The organism is Desulfovibrio sp. 7SRBS1, from assembly GCF_049723905.1.
In the GTDB taxonomy this organism is placed as follows: Bacteria; Desulfobacterota; Desulfovibrionia; order Desulfovibrionales; family Desulfovibrionaceae.
Genome location: NZ_JBJKFD010000001.1, coordinates 2,101,145 through 2,122,317 on the forward strand (window position 1 = coordinate 2,101,145; position 21,173 = coordinate 2,122,317).

A 21,173-nucleotide genomic window follows, 5' to 3' on the forward strand; every position below is an offset into this window, starting at 1 on the left:
ATTCCTAAGGGAGGATCAAACGTGTTGCATCGTATAGCCTGTTTTCTGGGCATCTGCCTGCTGCTCTGCTCCTGCGCGCCCAAAGAGCCCATGAGCATTTCCAAAATGCACTTCCTGTGCACGAACACCGAAGAACTCAGTTGCGGTCCAGCCGACCAGGAAACTATCTGCAGCACTGCGATCCAAGTGCTGCAAAGCGGCAAGTTCACCACGGCCGTTGAATGCGAAAAAGCCTGCGACGACGCGCTGGAAACCATGTACCGCAAGCAGGCCATGTATACCTGCGCCCATTTCAAGGCCGGGGCCGAAGACGCCTGCGCCGTGTTCTGCGAAACCAATTATCCCTAGGGTGAAGTCCGTAAAATACTGACTGTCTTCCGCGGAGAATCGTGAATCGGCAAACCCGGTTTCAGGTCGTTCGCACTGTTTCCGGAATTTCACATCGCACATGGTGGGAAGAGCCCGTCATGTGCAATGCCTCGTGTGCAGCCTGCCCTTGGGATAGTAGGAAATGCAGCACGACAACTCCGGGCGCGGCGCGGTGGCAGATTTGTCAAATTACATTTCCACGCTGCCCAGCCCCAAGTGACAGGAAGACTCGTCAAAAAACTTGCCCCACAAAAAGGGAGACGGCATTCCCAAAAAGGAGGGAGTATGAAAACCATACGCACGGCAATGTGCATTTTTTTGCTGTTCGGCTTGTGCTCCTGTGCCGATAGAGGCCCCATGAGCACTTCCACAATGCGCTTTCTGTGCATGACCCAGCCCAATGAATTCCAGGAGGAATTCGTCAGCCGCTCCCTCTGCCGAGCCGCATCCGATGCCATGGAAAACGGCAACTTTACCAGCGCGGACCAGTGCATAGATGCCTGCTACACCGCACTGGATGAAAAGGCGGGCATGGACAGGGGGATCGACCTGGCAAGGGCCACGGCCAACGCCCAGGCGGCTTGCTCCTTATATTGCCGCAGGAACTATCCCTAACCAGCCAGGGTGGGGATAACGGCGTGATGGCGGCGTTGCTGCGAAAACTGCAAATCCTCGCGTATAAAAGAATACGCGTCGGCCTTGCAGTTTTCTAGCGCCTTGCCCTCGCACCGTTCTCCCCACCCTGGGCGAAGCGGATATAGGGCGCGATAGCCGCGTTAATGTGAAGAGTTCAAATCTGCGCGGATCAAAAATACGTGTTGGGTATGCGTTCTTCTCACGACCATACTGGCTTGGGGCTCCCACATTTTTTCCCACTGCGTATGCCACGCAAAAAGGCCCGGTGCACAAGCACCGGGCCTTTTGATTTTCATCCAGCTGAAACACCGCGGCCGGTTGGCAGCGCCGGTTCAGAGCAGAGCCTTTGGCCTGCTATTTGTTCATTTCCGCCCGGGCCAGCACTTTGGCGACCACGCTGCGCAGCACATCCTGGAGCGATTCCTCCAGAATATCGCGCACGGCGGACTTGCCGGGCATCACGGTGCGGTCAACATTGCCTTCCACGGTATCCGTGGCAATCACCTTGTTGCCCTTTTTCAAGGTCACGGTCAGCGTCAGCTGGGCATTGTAATCGGTCAGGGACTCCTGCTTCACCCACAATTTGTCCACACTGCCCATAATTACAAAATCGCTGATCGGATAATATTCCTTGTCGTGCACCAGGGTTCTGCACTGGTTGACCTGCAACTCCCTTTTCAGGGCGTTGGTAACCCACATGGAGATGTCGTCATCCGTGTAGATGCCCTCGCCGTCCGAATTTTCCCCAACCTGCGAGTCGTCGCCCTTCAGCGAAAATTCCACCACGGTAAAGCTGGCCGGACAGCTGTCTGCCGGACCGGTGACGGTGTTGTACATGAGTTTGGGATTGGCGGAACCGCCGCACCCGGCCAGGGCCAAACAAGCCAGAATTCCGACACACAGCGCTGTTGCGCGGATAATCTTCACGGTAAACTCCTTACATGCAAAATATGCACGGATGTCTGAAAACGCACACAACGTTTTCCCGACCTTATCCTCTTGTTCAGCCTTTAGGTATCAGAGAGCGGACGGATTTTATAGCCCCATGAAAAAGTCCCGTATTTCCCAGCCTTGCGGCGGGTTCCCTTTTTTCCAAGAAAAAAAATTTTTTTTCTTACTTCCCAGAGTGGATATGAGGTATTATAGAAAGAAGTCAGCGATTCATACCAAAAAGGTAGAAAATACCCACGGAGGTTACCATGTGGGACTATACAGACAAGGTTAAGGAACATTTCCTCTCCCCCCGCAACGTGGGGGAACTCGAAGATGCCAATGCAATTGGCGAAGTCGGCAGCCTGGCCTGCGGCGACGCCCTCAAGCTGTTTCTCAAGGTGAACGAAAACGAAGTCATCCAGGATGCGCGCTTCCAGACCTTTGGCTGTGCCAGCGCCATTGCCTCCTCCTCCGCCCTTACCGAAATGATCAAGGGCATGACGCTCGAAGAGGCTTCGAAAGTCACCAACAAGGACATCACCGAATATCTCGGCGGCCTGCCCAAGGAAAAGATGCACTGCTCGGTCATGGGGCAGGAAGCTCTGGAAGCTGCCATCAAGAATTACCGTGGCGAAACCGTGGAAGCGCACGACCACGCCGAAGGCAAGCTGGTCTGCAAGTGCTTTGGCGTAACCGACCTGCAGATTCTACGGGCCATTGAGGAAAACGGGCTGACCACGGTGGAGGAAGTCACCAACTTCACCAAGGCCGGAGGCGGCTGTGGCGAATGCGTGCCGGAAATAGAGCGGCTGCTGGCCCAGGCCCAGGGCAAGCCCCCTGTAGCCGAATGCAAGGACCGCAAGCTCAGCAATCTGGAACGCATGCGCCTTGTCGACGACCTGATAACCAGGGAAATCCGCCCCAGCCTGCAAAAGGACGGCGGCGACATAGAGCTGGTGGACATCGAAGGGGCCAAGGTCAAGGTCGCCCTGCGCGGGGCCTGCACCACCTGCCGCATGAGCCAGATAACGCTGAAGGATTTTGTTGAACACCGCCTGCGCGAAGCCGTGGACGAAAATATCGTCGTCGAGGAGGTCAGATAATGCAGCCGATATATCTGGACAACAACGCCACCACACGCACCGCTCCGGAAGTTCTGGAGGAAATGCTCCCCTTTCTGGGCGAACTGTACGGCAATCCCTCCAGCATGCACTCCTTTGGCGGGCAGGTCGGCAAATATCTGGACACGGCCCGTGAACGCGCCGCCCAAACCCTGGGCTGCCATCCGCAGGAAATCATCTTTACCTCGTGCGGTTCGGAAAGCGACAACACGGCCATCCACTCGGCCCTCGCCTCCCAGCCGGAAAAACGCCACCTCGTCACCACCAGGGTGGAGCACCCGGCTGTTTTGTCCGTGGCAAAGCACCTGGAGGAAAACGGTTTTGACGTGACCTATCTGGGCGTGGATTCCAAGGGACGGTTGGACCTGGACGAACTGCGTGACAGCCTGCGCAAGGATACGGCCCTGGTCTCGGTTATGACCGCCAACAACGAGACCGGAACCATCTTCCCCATCCATGAGGTTGCGGAAATCGTCAAGGAAAAGGGAATCCTGCTGCATACGGACGCGGTTCAGGCCGTGGGCAAGCTGCCGCTGAACATGGCCGACCTGCCCGTGGACTTTCTGGCCCTGTCCGGCCACAAGCTGCACGCGCCCAAGGGCGTCGGCGTTTTGTACGTGCGCAAGGGCACGCGTTTCCGCCCGTTCCTCATCGGCGGGCACCAGGAACGCGGACGCCGGGCCGGTACCGAGAACATCGCCTCCATCGTGGGCCTGGGCAAGGCCCTGGAAATGGCCGGGCAGAACATTGCCGAGGAAAACACCCGCGTAAAGGCACTGCGCGACAGGCTGCAGGACGGACTGCTCAAGGCCATCGACCTCTCCATTGTCAACGGAGACGAAGACTCCCGCCTGCCCAACACCCTGTCCATCGCCTTCAAGCACATCGAGGGCGAAGCCATTCTGCTGCTCATGGACCAGTACGCCATCTGCGCTTCGTCCGGTTCGGCCTGCACCTCCGGTTCTTTGGAGCCGTCGCACGTGCTCCGCGCCATGGGCGTACCGTTCACCTATGCCCACGGGTCCGTGCGTTTCTCCCTTTCCCGCTATACAACAGACGAGGAAATAGATACGGTTATTGATAAATTGCCTCCCATTGTGGAGCGGTTGCGCGCCATGTCCCCATTCCGGGACACGGACGCAGAAAAGCCCGCCTGCACCTGTTGAGACAAACACTGCAGCGTTTCCCGGCCCGGCTTGTGCACAGTGCACCGGCCGGGCCGAGGGGACTTTAAGGCTTTTTTGACGTTTTTTCGGGTCCACTCGACCCCGCACCGCCCGCAATGAACACGGCGTTACCTATTTCAGGAGAAGAATATGGCCATTCACGAAAACATGTTGGAGTTGGTCGGCAAGACCCCCCTGGTCCGCCTCGGGCGTCTCGCCGTTGGTTGTAGCGCAGACGTAGTGGCCAAACTGGAATGTATGAACCCGTGTTCATCCGTTAAGGACCGCATCGGCAAAAGCATGATAGAAGCTGCGGAAAAAGCCGGTATACTCAACCCGGATACGCTGGTTGTGGAACCCACAAGCGGCAATACCGGCATTGGCCTTGCCCTGGCATGTGCCATCAAGGGATACCGCCTTATCCTGACCATGCCCGAGAGCATGAGTATAGAACGCCGCATGCTCCTGGCCGGACTGGGAGCCGAGCTGGTGCTGACACCGGCCTCGGAAGGCATGGAAGGAGCGGTACGCAAGGCCGAGGAAATCGTTGCCGAATCCGGCAATGCCTTCATGCCTCAGCAGTTCGAAAACCCGGCCAACCCGGCCACGCACGAAAATACCACTGCCGTTGAAATCTGGGAAGATACAGACGGAAAGGTGGACGTTTTCGTGGCCGGAGTGGGAACGGGCGGCACCGTGAGCGGTGTGGGCAGGGAACTCAAGCGTCGCAATCCCGACGTGCACATCGTGGCCGTGGAGCCCGAAGAGTCGCCCCTGCTGTCCAAAGGTGCGGCAGGCCCCCATCCCATCCAGGGCATCGGGGCCAACTTCGTGCCCGGCAACCTGGACCGCTCCGTGGTGGACGAGATAATGCCTGTGGGCGGCGACGATGCCTTCCGCACGGCCCGCGACCTGATGCGCAAAGAGGGCATCCTGTGCGGAATCTCGTCGGGTGCCAATGCCTATGCCGCTTTGAAGATAGCCCAGCGCAAGGAATTCGCGGGCAAACGGGTGGTCTTTGTCGTCTGCGATACGGGCGAACGCTATCTGAGCACGGACTTGTTCTCGCATTCCGAGTAGTCCGCCTTACACGGGCCGCATGCCGGAAAAATTCTTTCCGAATGCGGACATCACACAGATACGCGCCAAAGACTGTGGGCGCCTGGAAAACGATCGGCTGAACCGTTCGTCTCCGTATGCCGTCGCCCCACAAAGCCAACTCCAACGAAAAGGCCGGAGGGCCAAGCCCCCGGAAATAAAGATATCATGTCTCCCAAAATCAATAATTTCGACGAAATCATCAAAGAGCTGTCCAATCCCGAATCCTACGAGACAGTTTACCATCAGCCCCGCCACGACCAGCCCATGCCTTCCATCGAGGCATTGGAAGAAATTGTCAGCCGCCTCAGGGCCGTGCTTTTTCCCGGCTATTTCGGAAAATCCGATGTGTCGCCGGACACCATGGCCTACCATCTGGGCGCAAGCCTGGACAAAGTGGCCTCCATGCTCTGCGAACAAATCCGGCGCGGCCATTGCTTTTTCTGCAAGCTCAATGGCGAAGGCGATTGCAATGATTGCGACCAGCAGGCAAAACAGCTGACCGAACGTTTCATTGCCAAACTGCCGGAAATACGGCGGCTGCTGTCCACGGACGTCATGGCCGCCTTTGAAGGCGATCCGGCCAGCGTGAGCCCCGGCGAAACGATCTTCTGCTATCCGTCCATCACCGCCCTGACCCATTACCGCATCGCCCATGCCCTGCATGAGCTCAAGGTGGACCTCATCCCGCGTATCATCACGGAAATGGCCCACTCCATCACGGGTATCGACATCCACCCGGGGGCGACCATCGGCGAGTATTTCTTCATCGACCACGGCACCGGCGTGGTCATCGGCGAGACCTGCATCATCGGCAACCATGTCCGCCTGTACCAGGGCGTCACCCTTGGGGCAAAATCCTTTCCCAAAGACGAGGAAGGGCAGCTTATCAAGGGCATTGCCCGCCACCCCATTGTGGAGGACGAGGTCATCCTCTACTCCGGCGCCACCGTTCTGGGCCGCGTAACCATCGGCAAAGGAGCGGTTATCGGGGGCAACGTCTGGGTAACCCGCGACATCCCCACCGGTGCCAGGGTACTTCAGGAAAGGGCCGACTAGCGTCGGGGGATCGAGATCTGAAAACCGCGGTTTGACGACACAAAAAAAACTCGCAGTGCAGAGTCCAAAACCGTTTATACCGCCACCCCAATCTGCATGCGCACACGACAACGTATCCCATAACGCGGTAAATGAATGGCACTGGCTAGCCGTTCATTTACCGCGTATGCTTTTACGGAACTTCGGCGCACTGTGCCGCCACATGTCGCTGCACAGTGCCGCATGTCTTTGACGGGCGTCACACCAAATTCCACAAATCAGACTTCAACAAAGGAGAACCAAATGATCGACTGTGCCCTGAAAGAATACTTCATGCGCCACGGCATTTTTTCCTGGAACGAACTCATGGCTTCCGATCCGGAAAAGGCCAAAAAATTTTACGGGGAATTGTTCGGCTGGACATTTGAAGAAATGCCCATAGCCGAAGGCCCCATGGCTGGAAAGATCTATGTGGTTGCCAAGTCCGGAGACGCCATGGCCGCAGGAATCCTTCCCAAGCCGGACGGATGCGAAGCCCCCGACTATTGGGGACCGTACGTTACCGTGGACAACATTGAAGAGGCTCTGGAAAAAGTGAAAGAACTGGGTGGCGAAGTTACCGTACCCGCGACAATGATTCCCGGAGTGGGTTCCTTTTCCGTAATCCAGGACAACGCCGGAGCATACCTCATGCTCATGGAATATTCGTTCAAATAGTACTCTTGGGGCCTTGTCCGCCGGACATGGAGGCCCTTCTTATGCCATGCGCTTCATAACCCACACCCATGTCACGCTGCCCGACGGACGCAGTTACTTTCAGACGTCGCGGCGCATGCGCAAAGGATTGCCCGGCCTGCACGACAGCAGCGGGACCTGGCGGACAGCCCCCTGCGAACCGTCGCGCAGAGCCCATTGGTTGCGATTTTGGGAGATCGGCAAACTCTCCTGGTGGATATCCATCCTTTTTATGATCGGCTCTCTTCTCTTCTGCCTGGCCGGTCTGGCTGCGATTGCCCCCACACTTCCGGGCGGTCCGTATTCGTCAACCGCCTTCAATAGAGCCTATTGGCTGGGCGCAGTCTTCTTTACTCCCGCTTGCCTGCTGCAATGGCTGCAGGCCATGAATGCGGATGTGGCCGAGTACCAGGGGCCGGACACGCCACCTTCCGGCAGCAGCTGGCATTGGTGGCGCTTCCGGCCGCACAATCTCGGCTGGCTGTCCGCCGCAATACAATTTGCCGGCACCCTGCTTTTCAATGCCACCACCACAGATGCCCTTCTTCCCGGCCTCGCCTGGATGGGCGAGAACATGTTTGTCTGGACGCCGAACATGGTCGGTTCCGTTTGTTTCTTTGTTTCCAGCTGGCTGGCCTGCCGCGAAATCTACCACGGAAACATTCTGTTTCAGCCCCGCAACCTGGGCTGGTGGATTACGATGTTCAACCTGGCCGGGTCTGTTTTCTTCCTCATTTCCGCACTGCTGGCATTCTTTGCACCGGACACCGCCCATACCATGCAGCCGTTGCGCATGTGGTGGAGCAATTTTTTTACGCTGGCCGGGGCAATTTGCTTTCTTATTGCCGCCTATCTGCTGCTGCCCGAGATGTTCGAACAAGAAGACGAGGATGCCGGTCCGGCCTGCACCTGATACCCCGGAGTTTTGCTCCACGTTATCTGTATCCTGCAATTTACCCCCTTGTTTTTTCGGTTCAGGGAATACAGACGGCGCCAAACTCGCGGATCGGAAAGACTGCACCCATTTGCCTTGAATTCTCCCCTTCCCGGTGCTAGGGTCCCCCGCGCTCAACACGTTCATACCCCGCACACACCCAACGGCAATCCCGTTCCTGCTCCCGACAGCCGTTCGACATGCGGTTTGTGGACACCGTACGAACGTAAGCACAAAAATCCCTACACAAAGGAAAATCACATGCAATCGGGCAACACCACCGCCCAACCCAGCCGTGACGGATTCGCCACCGGACTGGGAGTGCTCGCGGCAACATTGGGTTCCGCCGTGGGTCTGGGCAACATCTGGAAATTCCCCTACCTCACCGGCAGCAACGGCGGGGCAACTTTTCTGTTCGTCTACCTGGCCTGCACCGTGCTGGTGGGGCTTCCGGTAATGATATCGGAACTGATGCTGGGCCGCGCAGCCCAGGCCGACGCGGTAACCACATACCAGCGTCTGGGCGGAAACAAAGGTGCCTGGGGAATCATCGGGGTATCCGGCGTTTTGGCCTCCTGCCTTATCCTGGCCTTTTACACCGATGTAGCGGGATGGGTGTTCGCCTATATTTTCAAGGCCATGTCCGGGAGTATTGTTTCCACGGACCCGAACACGACTTCGGCGGCCTTCAACAGCATGGTCAGCAATCCGATACAGTCCCTTGTGTGGCAGTGGATTGTTCTGGCAGTCGTGGCGACCATCATTATCATGGGGGTTTCCAAGGGCATCGAGAAAACCACCAAACGCCTCATGCCCGTGCTTTTTCTGTTGCTTATTATTATCTGCGTGCGCAGCCTGACCCTGCCGGGCGCTTCCAAGGGGCTGGCCTTTCTGTTTTCGCCCGACCTGTCCAAAATAAACGGCACAGCCGTACTCATTGCCATGGGGCTGGCCTTTTTCAAGCTTTCCATCGGCACCAGCACCATGACCACCTATGGCAGCTACTTCCGACGCGACCAGAACATCCCGCTTACGGCAACCCGCGTCGTGCTGGCCGACCTTACGGTTTCCCTGCTGGCGGGCATTGCCATTTTCCCGGCGGTCTTCGCTTTCGGCTTCAAGCCCGATGCCGGTCCCTCGCTGCTGTTCATTACCATTCCAGCGGTCTTCGCCTCCATGCCCATGGGCAGAATCTTCGTGGTCATCTTTTTCGTTCTGACGGCCATTGCCTCCACCGGTGCCATGCTCTCGCTCTTTGAAGTACCCGTGGCCTACCTGGCCGAACGGCACGGCATGTCGCGTCTCAAGGCTTCCGTCATGTGCGCGGTGGGGCTGGCACTGTTCGGCGCTCCGTCCACCCTGTCCAGCAACCTGATGGCCGATTTCAAAATTTTCGGTCTGAACATGTTCGACCTGTGCGACTTTGTTTCATCCAACCTGCTCATGCCCATCGGCGGCCTGTTCATCTGCTTTTTCGCCGCCTGGATATTCGGCAAGGACCGCATAGTCGAGGCGCTGTCCAACCGTGGAGCCTTGAGCAACCAGGGAATCAGCCGCGTGTACACCTTGCTGGTCGCTTTTCTGACGCCGATATTGGTCATCATTGTGCTGCTCAACGGCCTGGGCGTCTTCTAGCCCTCGGCCCACGCAACGCGCCTGCAAGATATCAAGCAAGGGAAGCTATTCGCTTCCCTTTTTTTTTGAGCAATTACCATATTCCGTATTGCGGCACCGGATAAAAAAAGATATCTTTATTCCAAATTATCCGAAATGGATCTGTAACCATGAAATTTTGCAGTGGGGGATGGGAGTGGGGATTTCCGTCGTCTCACAGGCTACTTCGCATCAGATACAACAGGCCTTCCAACCGTGGCGGCGTTGCGACAAAAGTCCATACACCGCGTCGTTCGGGGCGACCATGGAGAGTATTCTCTTGTGCCTCCGTCCCGGACAATGGCTTTCGCCCTTCATTGAAGGCGGATGGACGAAACCGGCCCGGCAGCCTTTCTGTGCACGTTTGTAGCTTTCCCTGCACTATCCATGGAATTCACGCAACGCGACAAAACCGGGTGCGGATAAGTCTTCGGCCGCGCCGGTGCAGGAAAACATTTCCTGTTGAAGCCCACCATGAACGAAGTACAAGATAACTCCGCCCATCTCTTCAGCACCGGCATTTTGTCCAGCCCGGATAACTTGCTGAGCATCACCCAGGCCATTCCCGATCCGCTGCTCATCATATCGGGCAAAGGCTTGATACTCGATGTCCTGGGAGGCCATACCCCGGAACTCTACGGGATGATACACACTTTCAAGGGCCGGATGCTGCAGGAGATTTTGCCCGCAGAAACAGCCTCGCATTACCTCTCCCTGATCCGCGAATGTCTGGACGACAGGGAGCTGAAAACGTTCGAATTCCGCCTTTCCACGGACGCCCTGTTTGCGGCTTCTTCCATACGCAGCTGTGCCGAATGCCAATGGTATGAGGCGCGCGTCCTTCCCCTTCCCAAAGGACAGGGCAGGCCCGATGCCGTCATATGGGCAATTCACAACATCACCACACACAAGATGCTCATCGACAAGCTGTCGAATCAATGCGTGCGCGACTCCCTGACCAAGCTCTACAACCGCCGCTATTTCGTCACAGTGTTTGAAAAGCAGTTCGACATCGCCCGCCGGTACGGGCAGGATTTGTCCCTGCTGATTCTGGACATCGACCACTTCAAACGCATCAACGACACCTTCGGCCATGCCGCGGGCGACGCCGCGCTCAAGGGATTCGCCGCCCAGTGTACGCCCATGTTTCGCAAAGCCGACATCTTTGCCCGCTTTGGCGGCGAGGAATTCGTCGGCCTGCTTCCCAATACAAATATCGAGGGCGCGAAAATACTGGCCGAGCGCCTGTGCCAGGCCGTGGCGAGCAATATAGTGGATGTGGGCGGATTGGGAGTGGAAATGACGGTCAGCATCGGCATGGCCACCCTGCGGCCGGAAGACGACACTGTGGACGAGGTCATGTCCCGGGCGGACCAGGCTCTGTACAAGGCCAAGGAACGCGGCCGCAACCAGGTTTGCTCCTTCTCCGACCTGGAAGAGTTGGGCGAAGCCTGAAACAAGACCAGTCCCGCATTGTTTTTCCCTGGCAGCACTCGACAACTGCCAGTTCTCTTCCTGCGCAGCTGTAGCCAGCTGGTGTGCGCCAAGGGCTTCATCACTTTCCCCTACTTTCCCTCTTTCTCTACCCGTTTTTGACCAAGACCGACCAGTCCGCATGCAAAGCCCGGCCCCCGGCAGTACAAGCTCGAAAAGTAGGGAGAAAAGGCAGAACCACCCCGTATTCTTCTCCAGGCGAGGGTTTGCATTTCTCCAAGCAACACCGTAATTTTTCCCTTCGTCACAACAGGCTCTGTAAGAATCGGTCTGTTTTTCCCAAAACTTTTTACACCAAGGATACAATCATGCCGCTCGAAGCCCTCGGGCTGGTGGCCATCAGTGTCATTCTGCTGTGGTTTGGTGCGGATTGGGTGGTGGACAGCGCCTCCGCCCTTGCCCGAAAATTCGGCATGTCCGACCTGTTCATCGGGCTGACCATCGTCGCCTTCGGGACCTCGGCCCCCGAGTTTCTGGTTTCCGGCTCCGCAGCCTTCAAAGGGCTGCCTGCCATATCCCTGTCCAACGTGGTCGGTTCCAACATCATCAATCTGGGCCTGGTCCTCGGGCTTATGGCCCTTATCCGCCCGGTATGCGGAACACGCACCGTATGTTACCGTGACGGCGGCACCCTGCTGGCCGTTTGCGTACTTGTCCCCCTGCTGGCAATGAACGGCCATGTGGGAAGATTGGAAGGTTTTCTGCTGCTGGCCCTGCTGGTGGGCTATCTGACCTTTTTGTGGAGCCGCCGGGGCTCTCTGCCCCCGGATGTTACCGAGGCTCCCACGGGCCGCGAAGCCGTATGGCAGGATTGGCCCAAGCTGCTTTTGGGTTTTGTGGGCGTTTCCGTGGGCGGGGATCTGCTTGTGGACGCAGCCAGAACCATTGCCCTGTCCGCCGGAGTATCCGAGTGGTTCATCGGCATGACCATTGTGGCTGGCGGCACATCCCTGCCCGAGCTGGTCACCTGCCTGGCCGCCTCCGTCCGGGGCCGCAACGACATGCTTTTGGGCAACCTTGTGGGCAGCAACCTGTTCAACTATCTGGGCGTGCTGGGCATAACGGCGGTCCTGCGCCCCCTGACCGTAGGCCCGGAGGCCATACCGGGAATGATTTTCCTGATCGGCATGGTGGCCGTTACCCTGTTCTTCATCCGCACGGGCTGGCGCGTCAGCCGCCTGGAAGGCGCAATCCTGGTTCTGCTGACCCTGATACGCTGGGGCATGGACTTTTCCGGGTAAGCCCGCCGGGAGCAAACTGCGGCCCAAAGAAAATTCGGCAAAGAAGCGGTCGGTTCTTCTTGTCATTTGCCGCAAGGCTGATTAGCTTATTCATCACGAAAACATTACGTACACTACAGGAGTTTATTCCAATGGCTCAATTTCAGACTTTCGGTACATCCCGCGCCAGCAGCGTTGAAGTTGTCAACGCCTTTATGCGCGGCATTTATGCCTGGATGAGCGCGGGTTTGGGCATTACCGCCCTGGTTGCCTTTTATACAGCGCGCACCCCGGCCCTGATGGAGGCCATATTCACCAACCAGATCCTGCTCATCGGGCTCATCATCGCCCAGTTTGGTCTGGTGGTGGCCATTTCCGCTGCCGTGCACCGCATGTCCGGCACCATGGCTACCGGCCTGTTTCTGCTCTACAGCGCCCTGACCGGCCTTACCTTGTCTTCCGTGCTGGTGGTCTATGCCACTTCGGACGTGTTCAAGGCATTCGTAACCGCGGCTGGCATGTTCGGAGCAATGAGCATTTACGGCCTTACCACCAAAAAGGATCTGACCTCATGGGGCAGTTTTCTGTTCATGGGGCTTATCGGCATCGTCATCGCCATGGTGGTGAACATCTTCCTGCGCAGTCCGGCCATGGACTTCGTGATTTCCGGCGTGGGCGTGCTGGTCTTTACCGGCCTTACCGCCTACGACACGCAGAAGCTCAAGGTAATGGGCGAACGCGCTCCGGCCAATGACGCTACGGCCGTACGCCGGGGCACCATTCTTGGGGCACTCACCCTGTATCTGGACTTCATCAACCTGTTCCTGATGCTGCTGCGTTTTTTCGGAGGCAACAGGGACTAGTTATACGCACGAATACTTCACACACACTTGAGAAACGCTCCTGCGGCCATAAAAATGGCTGTGGGAGCGTTTCCTTTTGGTGTGAACCATGACGTGTCGTTGTTTCGCACAACAACTCCTCGCGCAGGGAAAATGCGCATCATGCTGAATTCTTTTTTTTCTTTTGATATGGCCGACATAGACATAGGCGAACAAACTGCCGAAAGGGACGATCTGCGGCTCTGCGTAAAAAAGATGGGTGGACAGTAAAAATTCACTTTTTTTCAAAAAAAAAGCGCAACGGACTAAACTTTCCGCCGCGCCGTCCGAAGAGGTCTTCAACTGCGTTGTTGCAAACCTTTCCAGAAAAGGCCGAAGGATACTAACCGTCTCCTTCGGCCTTTTTCTTTATGCCTTGTTTGCTGGCGTACATGGCCGCATCAGCCAGTTGCAAAAGTTCGTCCAGATTATGCAGTCCGGTCTGCGACGACACACCCACGGAAGCGGAAATGCGCAGCCCGGTGTCGCGTCCGGTGCATTCGGCCACGTTGATGGCGGCAACCTCCTGCTCCAGACGCACGGCCATGGCAGCGGCTTGGCTCTCGTCCGTATCCGGACAGAGCAACACGAACTCGTCCCCTCCCAGCCGGACAAAAATATCGTAATCCCGCACCAGGTTGGAGATGCGGCGGCCAACCTCCTTCAGGATGGCGTCTCCGGCATTATGGCCCAGATTGTCGTTTACCGGTTTGAAATCGTCCAGATCAATAAACAAAAGGCTGACGGGAAATCCCTTGCGGCGGGAAAAATCGAGCAGCCTCTGGGCATGGCGTTCAAGGTACATCCGGTTGTGCACGCCGGTAAGGGGGTCGACGACGGACTGGCGCAGCAACACGTCGTGGTCGCGCACCGTAACCAAGGCGCAGGCCATGAGTTCGCAGAAATGGGAAAGAAAATCCGTGGCCTTGTCCGCGCCGTAGCGTTCGGGATCGGCCGAATACAGGCTCAGAACCCCGATGTGCCCTTGCGGATCGTATTTGTTGTCGAGCGGATGCACATAGCAGGACCCTTTTTTTTCCTTCCCGACCTCCCCCAGAAAAAATTCAGGCAGGGGCAGTTGCCCAACCGGCCCCAAATATCCTTTACCGGATAAAAGCGAGATGGCCTGCTCCAGTTCCGCGCCGGGCACGGTGCGAATGGTCCGGGAAACGAACTCGTCGCAGAGTTCGGCCCGCAGGGCCAATTCCAGGGAATCAACATCCAGATGGGATTTCAGCTCCAGCAGAAAAGCCGGGAATTCGGCCAGGGAACGCAGCCGCTGCATGTCTGCAATCAGCCGCCGGAAGCGCTCGAACACGGTCAAGGACTGGGTGTAGCAGTCCCTGGTTTCAAAAAACAGGGATTCCAGCTTGTCCGTTGTCATCTTCTGATGCCTGCAACGCTGCTCCAGAACCTTCAGCTCCCCCTGCACCATGGCGCAGTCGGCCCGTATGCGTTGCTCCAGTTCCTCAATGCGCGAGCACAGCTCCAGAACCAACCTGCTGTCGCCTTTTTGTATAGCCTGCTGGAGCTCCCAGATTGTTCGTGTGAGCTTCCCGCTGCTGCTCGCCTCGTTAAGGTTGCGTTCCATCTCCCGACCATACACGCAGTGGATAGCTTGCGGCAACTGTCATTAAAATGTCGGTTGACCAATATTCTGGTGTGGCATAAATCGTCGTAATGACAAGGGAACAATATCTACTTGAATATTTATTCAAATCAGGAATCGATACCGTGCGTCCTGATCTTGCAGTAAACCGATGTGTCCGCATTTCGGACAATTTGCTGCATATCTGTGGCCGGGTCTACGATCTCAATGCATTTGAAAAAATAGAATTACTGGGTGCCGGGCTCCAGGTCGGGGCCATGGCCCGCGAAGTGGAAGAAATCCTTGGAGACAGGCTGAGCGGTGGAGACATCATTGTGGGCGAAGGCCAAGGCCTTGACCTCAAACGTGTTGCCTGCCACGAAGCCTCGCTCCCGCTCCCCAGCGGAGAAGCATTCGCCGCCTCGGAAAATATTCTTGCCAGACTCCGGGCAGGAAACGAAAAGACACTTTTCATCGTACTTATCAGCGATGGTGCAAGCTCCCTGTTGTGCGCTCCCAGTCAGCTTCCTCTAAGCGACAGTCGGCAAACCATTCGTCTGCTTCTGGAAAAAGGTGCGAGCACCGCCCAGGTGGCCTGCGTCCGCAAACATCTTTCCCGCCTCAAGGGGGGCCTTCTTGCCCGCCGCGCCGCGCCTGCGCATTTGGAGTGTCTGGCCGTCTCCGACCTGCCGGAAGACGTTCCCGGCCTTGTCGGCGCAGGACCTACCCTCCCCGATCCAACGACCTTTGCCGATGCTTTGGAAGTGCTCTACGCCCACGGCCTTGAGGATAAAGTCCCGCCCAGCGTGCTCAGAAGGCTGACCCTTGGCAAGGCCGGCCGCCTGCCCGAAACACCCAAGCCGGGCGATCCCGTCTTTGCCCGCTGCCACACCACGGTGATTGCCGGAATGCGCCGCATGCTCAGCGCCATCACCGAAAAGGCGGCCACCATGGGGCTGGAAGTACGCCAGCTCCCGGCCATCAGCGGCAGTGCCCGCATTACTGCATGGGAACTGTCGCACCTGGCCAGCATTGCCGCAACCGGACTCAATGGTGACAGGCCCATCCTTTTCCTGACCGGCGGACAGACCACCACGGTGCAGAGCGACGGCAGCAGAAAATGGAAACATACGGACAAGAAAAATGAGCGCAACCAGGAGCTGGCCCTGGCCCTTGCCTCGGCCTTTCAAGGCAACATGCGGCTGAGCGCCCTGTGTGCTGGAACCACCGGTCTGAACGGAAGTGCCGAAACCGCCGGCGCATTTGTGGACGGAGCCACGGTAACCAGCGGCCATGGACAGGGGCTCGACGCCCGCGACTTTTTGGCCCGCAACGATTCCCACGCCTTTTTCCAAAAGGTCGGAGGACTCTTCACAACAGGCCCCACCCGCACCAATGTGGCGGATCTGGCCATGGTCCTCATCGGCAAGGCCGACAAAATCAACTTCTCCTGAGCCAACACGGTAATCGCGAGATTCAGGCGCCCATTGCCAACATCCTGTGACGCGGATACTCTGCAGTCATGTATCATATCAGGAATTTTCACCTCCCCGTACTTACTCTTCCGCTGCTTGCGGTCTGGCTGCTCTTTTCCGGCTGCACCTCCGTCCGCACCGTGGCCGACCCCGTCGATCTGACCACCCTTCCCCAACGGGCCGAGGCGTATTTTCCCCCGGAGCAGGCCTGTACCCCGCTTATGGAACCTGCCGAACAGCAGCAGATGTACCTGCGCTTTCGGGCCTATTGGTTCGGACCCTGGGAACGGGAACAGCCCGTCAGTCGCAAGTCCCTGATTCTCTGGCCGGTAACGGCATACCGCAAAAGCACCCTGTACGGGGCCAATCTGCGGCCGCTGCCGGAACACTGGCTCCACGACATGGCCGCAAAGGCGGACATGGAAGACTTCCCCAACACGCGGTTGCGGGGCATCACCGTAACCAACACCTCCCTGCGTGCCCTGCCCACGGACCAGCCCGCCTTTCTCGACCCGCACAAGGCCGGGGAAGGATTCCCCTTTGATTACATGCAGAACAGTGGAGTTTTGGCAGGCACCCCGCTGTTCCTGGCCCATACCTCGGCAGACGGCCAATGGATTTTCGCGGAAGCGCCCCAGGCTTCCGGCTGGATTCCGGCCCGTGATGTGGCTTTCGTGGACGACAGCTTTGCCGACACCTTCCGCTCCGCCCCGCTTATGGCGGTGGTCCGCGACCACTCCCCCCTGCACGACGACTTCGGACTTTTCCGGTTTCAGGCCCGCATCGGCTCTGTGTTGCCGCTTTTGACGCGCAGCGGCAGAGGCTGGGAAACCCTGCTGCCCGTCCGCAATATCTTTGGAAAGGCCGCGGCGGTTCCTGCCGTTGTGTCCGCCCCCAATGCCCGGCCTATGCCCTGGCCCCTGACAAAGGCAAACATGGCCGTGCTGTTGGATCAGATGATAGGGCAGCCCTACGGATGGGGCGGCCTGTACGGCGGAAGGGATTGCTCGGCCAGCATGCTCGATCTGTTCATCCCGTTCGGCCTGGGACTGCCGCGCAATTCCAAGGACCAGACCAACAGCGGGGAAGTCATCCGGCTGGAAGGACTGACGCCGGACCAGAAAAAAGAACAGGTGCTCGAACAGGGGCGCCCCTTCATGACCCTGCTGGGCATGCCGGGACACATCATGCTGTACCTGGGCGAATTTGAGGGAAAGGCCGTGGCCTTCCACGCCACCTGGGGCGTCAAGACCAGCGAGACCCTGCTCTGGGGACGGCACAAGGAAGGAAGGCACCTTGTGGGCAAAGGGATCATCAGTACCCTTTCCCTGGGCATGGAACTTCGCCACGCCAAAAGACCGGAAGGCGATCTCGCCTACCGTCTCACCACCATGACGCTACTCGGTTTCTGAGTCGCCCGACGGCCCAGTCATGGCCCCAGGCAGCGGCTCAGTCGGCTCCTCGAACAGCGGAAAGAGCAGCACGGCGCAGGGAGCCTTTTCCATGATGGTCATGCCCGTGTAATCCACCCTGCCCAGTGGATGGCCGGAAGGCTGATGTCCGCCGATCACGATGAGATCCACATTGGTGGACCGGGCCAGACGGCAGGCTTCCATGGCAGGGTCCGCAGGGTAGCAGAGAAATTCCACGTCCACATCAGGTGCCAGCCCCGAACGGATTTCTTTTTCAAAGCGTTCAGCGGCCTTGGAGCAGGCATTCGCACATTCCGCTTCAGATTCCCGTCCAATGCATCGATAATCCACGGCATGAAAAAGGATAAGCCGTGCCGCATGAACCCCGGCCAGCTCGGACGCTTTGCGTGCAGCCTGCAGGCTGCTGGTGGAAAACTTGAGAGGAACCAGTATACGCCGGAACATCGCACACCTCCGTTGTATACCTTTCCTTATCACGAACCCGTCCACCATGCGTAGCGTTAAATACAGCTTCATATATATTGTTTCAGCCCCGCCGTTTGCGCCTCCAAGGGGCTATTGCTCCTCTTGGGCTTCCGGTTGCAGTTCCAGCTTCCGGTACAGCGCCCTGAACTGATTATAGGTCAGCCCCAGCAGTTCCGCGGCCTTTCGCTGGTTGTACCGCGAGGTTTGCAGGGCATTGACCATCAATGTCCGCTTGAGCCGCTCCACCTGGTCGGGAAGAGAGCTTGAAAAATCAGTTTCCTTTCCAGCCCTCGCCCCTGGTCCCCCGGCTTGCTGCGCATCGGGGCAAGCATCGGGGCAAGCATCGGGGCAAATACCAACCTCCCCAGCCGGGGCTCTTTCCGCGGGGGCCTTGTCGGCATTCTCGGCATTGTCGGGACGGGGACGAAACGGTGATTTGAACGGATCAAAACCAACGTTTCGTACATCCCCTCCGCTATTGAACACGGCCCGTTCCACCACGTTTTTCAGTTCCCGGACATTTCCCGGCCAGGGGTAGGACAACAGCTGTTTTTCGGCCTGAGTGGAAAACTCGGGGCTCTGGTCCAATTCCAATTCCAGAGCCATATCCGAGGCGAACTTGCGTGCCAGCAATAAAATATCGTCCTCGCGCTGGCGCAAAGGCGGCACGGTCAGCACCAGAAAGCTGAGTCTGTCCAGCAGGTCGCGCTTGAATTTTCCATTGGCTGCCATGGACGGCAAATCCGCATTGGTCGCGCCAATGACCCGGGCGTCGGACTGGACCACCTGGCTTCCACCGACCCTTTCGAAAACACCGTACTCCACGGCCCGCAAAATCTTTTCCTGGGCTGCCAGGTCCAGGGTGGCTATTTCATCCAGAAACAGTGTTCCTTCGCAGGCAGCCTCGAATTTCCCCACGCGCCGGGCCACGGCACCGGTAAATGCGCCAGCCTCGTGCCCGAACAATTCACTTTCCAGCAGGGAGGGCGTCAGGGAGGCACAGTTGAGCGTAACCAAAGGCCCGTCCCACCGCTCGGAAAGGTAGTGCAGACGAGCCACGGCAAGCTCCTTGCCGGTGCCGCGTTCACCAATGACGAGCACGGGGCGCTGCACCCGCGCAGCGCGGGCAAGATCGTCCAGAAAGTCCAGAAACACATCACTGCGGCCCAATAATTCAATACGGGCTGGATCGAAGGGCAAATCTTGGCTCATATAAATACTCTTTGGCTAAATTAACCTATAACTATCTAAATACGCCAGTTACGTTTTTACGACAAGCTCGCATTCCACCAATATTCCAAGCAGTTGCAAAAACAACGTCATTGGCACGACTTCTGCTTTTATCCGGACAACTACAATTCATCGGAGGACGTCATGGGTATTTTTTCTCGTTTCAAAGACATCGTAACTTCCAACTTCAACCATATGCTCGACCGGGCCGAAGATCCGGAAAAGATGATACGCCTCATGATTCGCGAAATGGAAGAGACGCTGGTGGAGATCAAGTCCTCCTGCGCCGCATCCATGGCCGATCGCAAACGCATGTCCCGCGACCTGGACAATCTGCGCTCCAAGGAAGCCAAATGGGACGAACGCGCCCGTCTGGCAATGGAACGCGGGCGTGAAGACCTGGCCCGCGAAGCCCTGGTGGAAAAGAAGCGTCTGAGCACCCTGCTCGAAGAACTGGAAGCCGAACTCGCCCAGGGCGATGCCGTAGTGGAGCAGGCCCAGGAAGACATTGGCCTTTTGGAAGAAAAGCTGGCCATGGCCAAGGACAAGCAGCGTTCCCTGATCAAGCGGCACGCCAGAGCCAAGCAGCGCAAGCAGGCCCGCCAGGAAGTCCGCAAGCTGCACGACAACGAAACATTCCTGCGATTCCACCGCTACGAACAGCGCATCGAACGCATGGAGGCCGAAGCCGACGTGGAAGGCCCGCACAGCGGCCCGACCATGGAAGACGAATTCCGCCGCATGGAAGCCGACGAGGACGTGGAAAAGGAACTCCAGGACCTCAAGAAGAAAGTGGCAAACAAGGATTGATTGGGGCACAATGACGTTGCGACCGTCCGAAAGGAGGGCATGACGCCCCGCTGCCAAAGCCCCTTTCGACCTCGCCACTTCGCAAACCGACAACTACCGGCAGGCATCACATGCACGGCTTTTTTTGGCAGGAAGAATTCTGGGACATCATCAAACTGGTGATTATCTTCGCCTTCATCCTGGGCATTCTGAAATTGCGCCAGGGCTCAGGAAAAGACAAAGAGCGCGACGCCGAAGACACCAAGACAATTCAGGAACTCTACCAGGGGTTCGAGCGTATGGAAGAGCGTGTTGACTCGCTCGAAACGCTCCTCCTGGACAAGAACAAAAAGGATAAAGGCTCATGAGACGCAACAATGGGGGTCCCCGCGGTTGGAAGGTACGGAGTTGCAGGTTCGGGCGAGGTCCCGGCCAGCAGAGCTACGGTCCGGACGGAAGAACCGGGCCCTACCGGTCACGCAACGGTAAATTCCTTGGAGTGTGCCGAGGGATGTCGGAATACTACGGACTCCCTCTTCGCTGGGTACGAATCGGCGTTATTGCGGCGGCAATATTCACGGGCATCTGGCCAGCTCTCATCCTTTACGTCATTGTGGCCTTTCTGCTCAAACCGGAACCCGTTGTTCCCCTCAAAAACGAATCGGAGCAGGAATTTTACGAATCCTATGCTTCTTCCCGCGAACAGGGGCTGAGCAGACTCAAGCGCAAGTTCGACCAGTTGGACAAACGCATCCGGCGTATGGAAGACCATGTGACCAGCAAGGAATTCGAATGGGATGAGCGGTTCAACCAACGCTAGTCCCGCATTTGCCGCTTGCCGTTCAAAGCCCCCTGCCCGCGGCACACGCCAGTGCAGCAGCCATGCCCCCTATGCTGCATGAGCAAGGCGAGTTC

General features: G+C 57.6%; 21 protein-coding genes. 17 read left to right on the forward strand and 4 right to left on the reverse strand.

The features are described 5' to 3' along the window. The first annotated feature begins 21 nt into the window (after positions 1-21). Positions 22-348, forward strand: a complete 327-nt coding sequence (locus ACI0FJ_RS09670; RefSeq protein WP_424302427.1) for a hypothetical protein — start codon at positions 22-24, stop codon at positions 346-348. A 306-nt stretch (positions 349-654) separates the two neighbouring features. Beyond that, positions 655-984 (forward strand): hypothetical protein, encoded by a 330-nt coding sequence (locus ACI0FJ_RS09675; protein ID WP_424302430.1) that lies wholly within the window; start codon positions 655-657, stop codon positions 982-984. A gap of 375 nt (positions 985-1,359) precedes the next feature. Here ACI0FJ_RS09675 and ACI0FJ_RS09680 read toward each other — a convergent pair whose 3' ends face one another. Further along, a complete protein-coding gene (locus tag ACI0FJ_RS09680) occupies positions 1,360-1,932 on the reverse strand; it encodes a hypothetical protein (protein WP_424302433.1) in 573 nt (190 codons plus the stop codon). Between the two features lie 272 nt (positions 1,933-2,204). On the opposite strand from ACI0FJ_RS09680, the gene nifU reads away from it, so the two are divergent. The 10 genes from nifU to ACI0FJ_RS09730 all read left to right on the forward strand — a co-directional run bounded on the left by nifU (position 2,205) and on the right by ACI0FJ_RS09730 (position 13,260). Further along, positions 2,205-3,041 (forward strand): Fe-S cluster assembly protein NifU, encoded by an 837-nt coding sequence (gene nifU / locus ACI0FJ_RS09685; RefSeq protein WP_424302436.1) that lies wholly within the window; start codon positions 2,205-2,207, stop codon positions 3,039-3,041. Further along, entirely contained in the window at positions 3,041-4,225 is a 1,185-nt protein-coding gene (gene nifS, locus ACI0FJ_RS09690; RefSeq protein WP_424302439.1) for a cysteine desulfurase NifS, read from the forward strand. Before nifU ends, nifS begins: the two co-directional genes overlap by 1 nt. Before the next feature lie 150 nt (positions 4,226-4,375). Beyond that, positions 4,376-5,305, forward strand: coding sequence for a cysteine synthase A (gene cysK / locus ACI0FJ_RS09695; protein WP_424302442.1), 930 nt, complete (start codon positions 4,376-4,378; stop codon positions 5,303-5,305). A gap of 186 nt (positions 5,306-5,491) precedes the next feature. After that, entirely contained in the window at positions 5,492-6,382 is an 891-nt protein-coding gene (gene epsC, locus ACI0FJ_RS09700; RefSeq protein ID WP_424302445.1) for a serine O-acetyltransferase EpsC, read from the forward strand. Positions 6,383-6,664: 282 nt separating this feature from the next. Further along, positions 6,665-7,078 carry a VOC family protein gene (locus tag ACI0FJ_RS09705; protein WP_424302448.1) on the forward strand — a complete coding sequence of 138 codons (414 nt, stop codon included), beginning with the start codon at positions 6,665-6,667 and terminating at the stop codon, positions 7,076-7,078. Positions 7,079-7,124: 46 nt separating this feature from the next. Then, positions 7,125-8,009 (forward strand): hypothetical protein, encoded by an 885-nt coding sequence (locus ACI0FJ_RS09710; protein WP_424302451.1) that lies wholly within the window; start codon positions 7,125-7,127, stop codon positions 8,007-8,009. A 282-nt stretch (positions 8,010-8,291) separates the two neighbouring features. Continuing rightward, positions 8,292-9,665, forward strand: a complete 1,374-nt coding sequence (locus ACI0FJ_RS09715) for a sodium-dependent transporter (RefSeq protein ID WP_424302454.1) — start codon at positions 8,292-8,294, stop codon at positions 9,663-9,665. 492 nt (positions 9,666-10,157) lie between these two features. Beyond that, positions 10,158-11,138, forward strand: a complete 981-nt coding sequence (locus ACI0FJ_RS09720) for a GGDEF domain-containing protein (protein WP_424302457.1) — start codon at positions 10,158-10,160, stop codon at positions 11,136-11,138. A gap of 347 nt (positions 11,139-11,485) precedes the next feature. Beyond that, entirely contained in the window at positions 11,486-12,418 is a 933-nt protein-coding gene (locus ACI0FJ_RS09725) for a calcium/sodium antiporter (RefSeq protein ID WP_424302460.1), read from the forward strand. A 131-nt stretch (positions 12,419-12,549) separates the two neighbouring features. Continuing rightward, a complete protein-coding gene (locus tag ACI0FJ_RS09730; RefSeq protein ID WP_424302463.1) occupies positions 12,550-13,260 on the forward strand; it encodes a Bax inhibitor-1/YccA family protein in 711 nt (236 codons plus the stop codon). A gap of 361 nt (positions 13,261-13,621) precedes the next feature. Here the strand turns inward: ACI0FJ_RS09730 and ACI0FJ_RS09735 are convergent, their stop codons facing one another. Further along, entirely contained in the window at positions 13,622-14,869 is a 1,248-nt protein-coding gene (locus ACI0FJ_RS09735; protein ID WP_424302466.1) for a DUF484 family protein, read from the reverse strand. 89 nt (positions 14,870-14,958) lie between these two features. On the opposite strand from ACI0FJ_RS09735, the gene ACI0FJ_RS09740 reads away from it, so the two are divergent. Further along, positions 14,959-16,320 (forward strand): glycerate kinase type-2 family protein, encoded by a 1,362-nt coding sequence (locus tag ACI0FJ_RS09740; RefSeq protein ID WP_424302469.1) that lies wholly within the window; start codon positions 14,959-14,961, stop codon positions 16,318-16,320. 68 nt (positions 16,321-16,388) lie between these two features. After that, positions 16,389-17,753, forward strand: coding sequence for an SH3 domain-containing protein (locus ACI0FJ_RS09745; RefSeq protein ID WP_424302472.1), 1,365 nt, complete (start codon positions 16,389-16,391; stop codon positions 17,751-17,753). Here the strand turns inward: ACI0FJ_RS09745 and ACI0FJ_RS09750 are convergent. Beyond that, complete coding sequence (locus ACI0FJ_RS09750; RefSeq protein WP_424302475.1) at positions 17,739-18,218, reverse strand: universal stress protein; 480 nt, start codon at positions 18,216-18,218, stop codon at positions 17,739-17,741. The genes ACI0FJ_RS09745 and ACI0FJ_RS09750 overlap by 15 nt on opposite strands. Before the next feature lie 111 nt (positions 18,219-18,329). Further along, positions 18,330-19,451: a phage shock protein operon transcriptional activator gene (gene pspF, locus ACI0FJ_RS09755; RefSeq protein WP_424302478.1), complete on the reverse strand. Its 1,122-nt coding sequence runs from the start codon at positions 19,449-19,451 to the stop codon at positions 18,330-18,332. A 162-nt stretch (positions 19,452-19,613) separates the two neighbouring features. Here pspF and pspA point away from each other — a divergent pair, with 162 nt between their 5' ends. From pspA to pspC, 3 genes are all read left to right on the forward strand, one after another. Then, complete coding sequence (pspA, locus tag ACI0FJ_RS09760; protein ID WP_424302480.1) at positions 19,614-20,279, forward strand: phage shock protein PspA; 666 nt, start codon at positions 19,614-19,616, stop codon at positions 20,277-20,279. 110 nt (positions 20,280-20,389) lie between these two features. After that, positions 20,390-20,626: a hypothetical protein gene (locus ACI0FJ_RS09765; protein WP_424302483.1), complete on the forward strand. Its 237-nt coding sequence runs from the start codon at positions 20,390-20,392 to the stop codon at positions 20,624-20,626. Next, entirely contained in the window at positions 20,623-21,078 is a 456-nt protein-coding gene (pspC, locus tag ACI0FJ_RS09770; RefSeq protein WP_424302486.1) for an envelope stress response membrane protein PspC, read from the forward strand. The genes ACI0FJ_RS09765 and pspC overlap by 4 nt, the downstream gene beginning before the upstream one ends. The last annotated feature ends 95 nt before the right edge of the window (positions 21,079-21,173 follow it).

What these genes read in the sequence shown, in the direction of transcription:
- ACI0FJ_RS09730 (WP_424302463.1), top strand. Translation starts at nt 12,550, where the DNA reads ATGGCTCAATTTCAGACTTTCGGTACATCCCGCGCCAGCAGCGTTGAA.
- ACI0FJ_RS09745 (WP_424302472.1), top strand. Translation starts at nt 16,389, where the DNA reads ATGTATCATATCAGGAATTTTCACCTCCCCGTACTTACTCTTCCGCTG.
- pspC (WP_424302486.1), top strand. Translation starts at nt 20,623, where the DNA reads ATGAGACGCAACAATGGGGGTCCCCGCGGTTGGAAGGTACGGAGTTGC.
- epsC (WP_424302445.1), top strand. Translation starts at nt 5,492, where the DNA reads ATGTCTCCCAAAATCAATAATTTCGACGAAATCATCAAAGAGCTGTCC.
- ACI0FJ_RS09715 (WP_424302454.1), top strand. Translation starts at nt 8,292, where the DNA reads ATGCAATCGGGCAACACCACCGCCCAACCCAGCCGTGACGGATTCGCC.
- ACI0FJ_RS09765 (WP_424302483.1), top strand. Translation starts at nt 20,390, where the DNA reads ATGCACGGCTTTTTTTGGCAGGAAGAATTCTGGGACATCATCAAACTG.
- ACI0FJ_RS09740 (WP_424302469.1), top strand. Translation starts at nt 14,959, where the DNA reads ATGACAAGGGAACAATATCTACTTGAATATTTATTCAAATCAGGAATC.
- ACI0FJ_RS09750 (WP_424302475.1), bottom strand. Translation starts at nt 18,218, where the DNA reads ATGTTCCGGCGTATACTGGTTCCTCTCAAGTTTTCCACCAGCAGCCTG.
- ACI0FJ_RS09735 (WP_424302466.1), bottom strand. Translation starts at nt 14,869, where the DNA reads ATGGAACGCAACCTTAACGAGGCGAGCAGCAGCGGGAAGCTCACACGA.
- ACI0FJ_RS09675 (WP_424302430.1), top strand. Translation starts at nt 655, where the DNA reads ATGAAAACCATACGCACGGCAATGTGCATTTTTTTGCTGTTCGGCTTG.
- pspF (WP_424302478.1), bottom strand. Translation starts at nt 19,451, where the DNA reads ATGAGCCAAGATTTGCCCTTCGATCCAGCCCGTATTGAATTATTGGGC.
- ACI0FJ_RS09710 (WP_424302451.1), top strand. Translation starts at nt 7,125, where the DNA reads ATGCGCTTCATAACCCACACCCATGTCACGCTGCCCGACGGACGCAGT.
- cysK (WP_424302442.1), top strand. Translation starts at nt 4,376, where the DNA reads ATGGCCATTCACGAAAACATGTTGGAGTTGGTCGGCAAGACCCCCCTG.
- ACI0FJ_RS09705 (WP_424302448.1), top strand. Translation starts at nt 6,665, where the DNA reads ATGATCGACTGTGCCCTGAAAGAATACTTCATGCGCCACGGCATTTTT.
- ACI0FJ_RS09725 (WP_424302460.1), top strand. Translation starts at nt 11,486, where the DNA reads ATGCCGCTCGAAGCCCTCGGGCTGGTGGCCATCAGTGTCATTCTGCTG.
- nifU (WP_424302436.1), top strand. Translation starts at nt 2,205, where the DNA reads ATGTGGGACTATACAGACAAGGTTAAGGAACATTTCCTCTCCCCCCGC.
- ACI0FJ_RS09720 (WP_424302457.1), top strand. Translation starts at nt 10,158, where the DNA reads ATGAACGAAGTACAAGATAACTCCGCCCATCTCTTCAGCACCGGCATT.
- pspA (WP_424302480.1), top strand. Translation starts at nt 19,614, where the DNA reads ATGGGTATTTTTTCTCGTTTCAAAGACATCGTAACTTCCAACTTCAAC.
- nifS (WP_424302439.1), top strand. Translation starts at nt 3,041, where the DNA reads ATGCAGCCGATATATCTGGACAACAACGCCACCACACGCACCGCTCCG.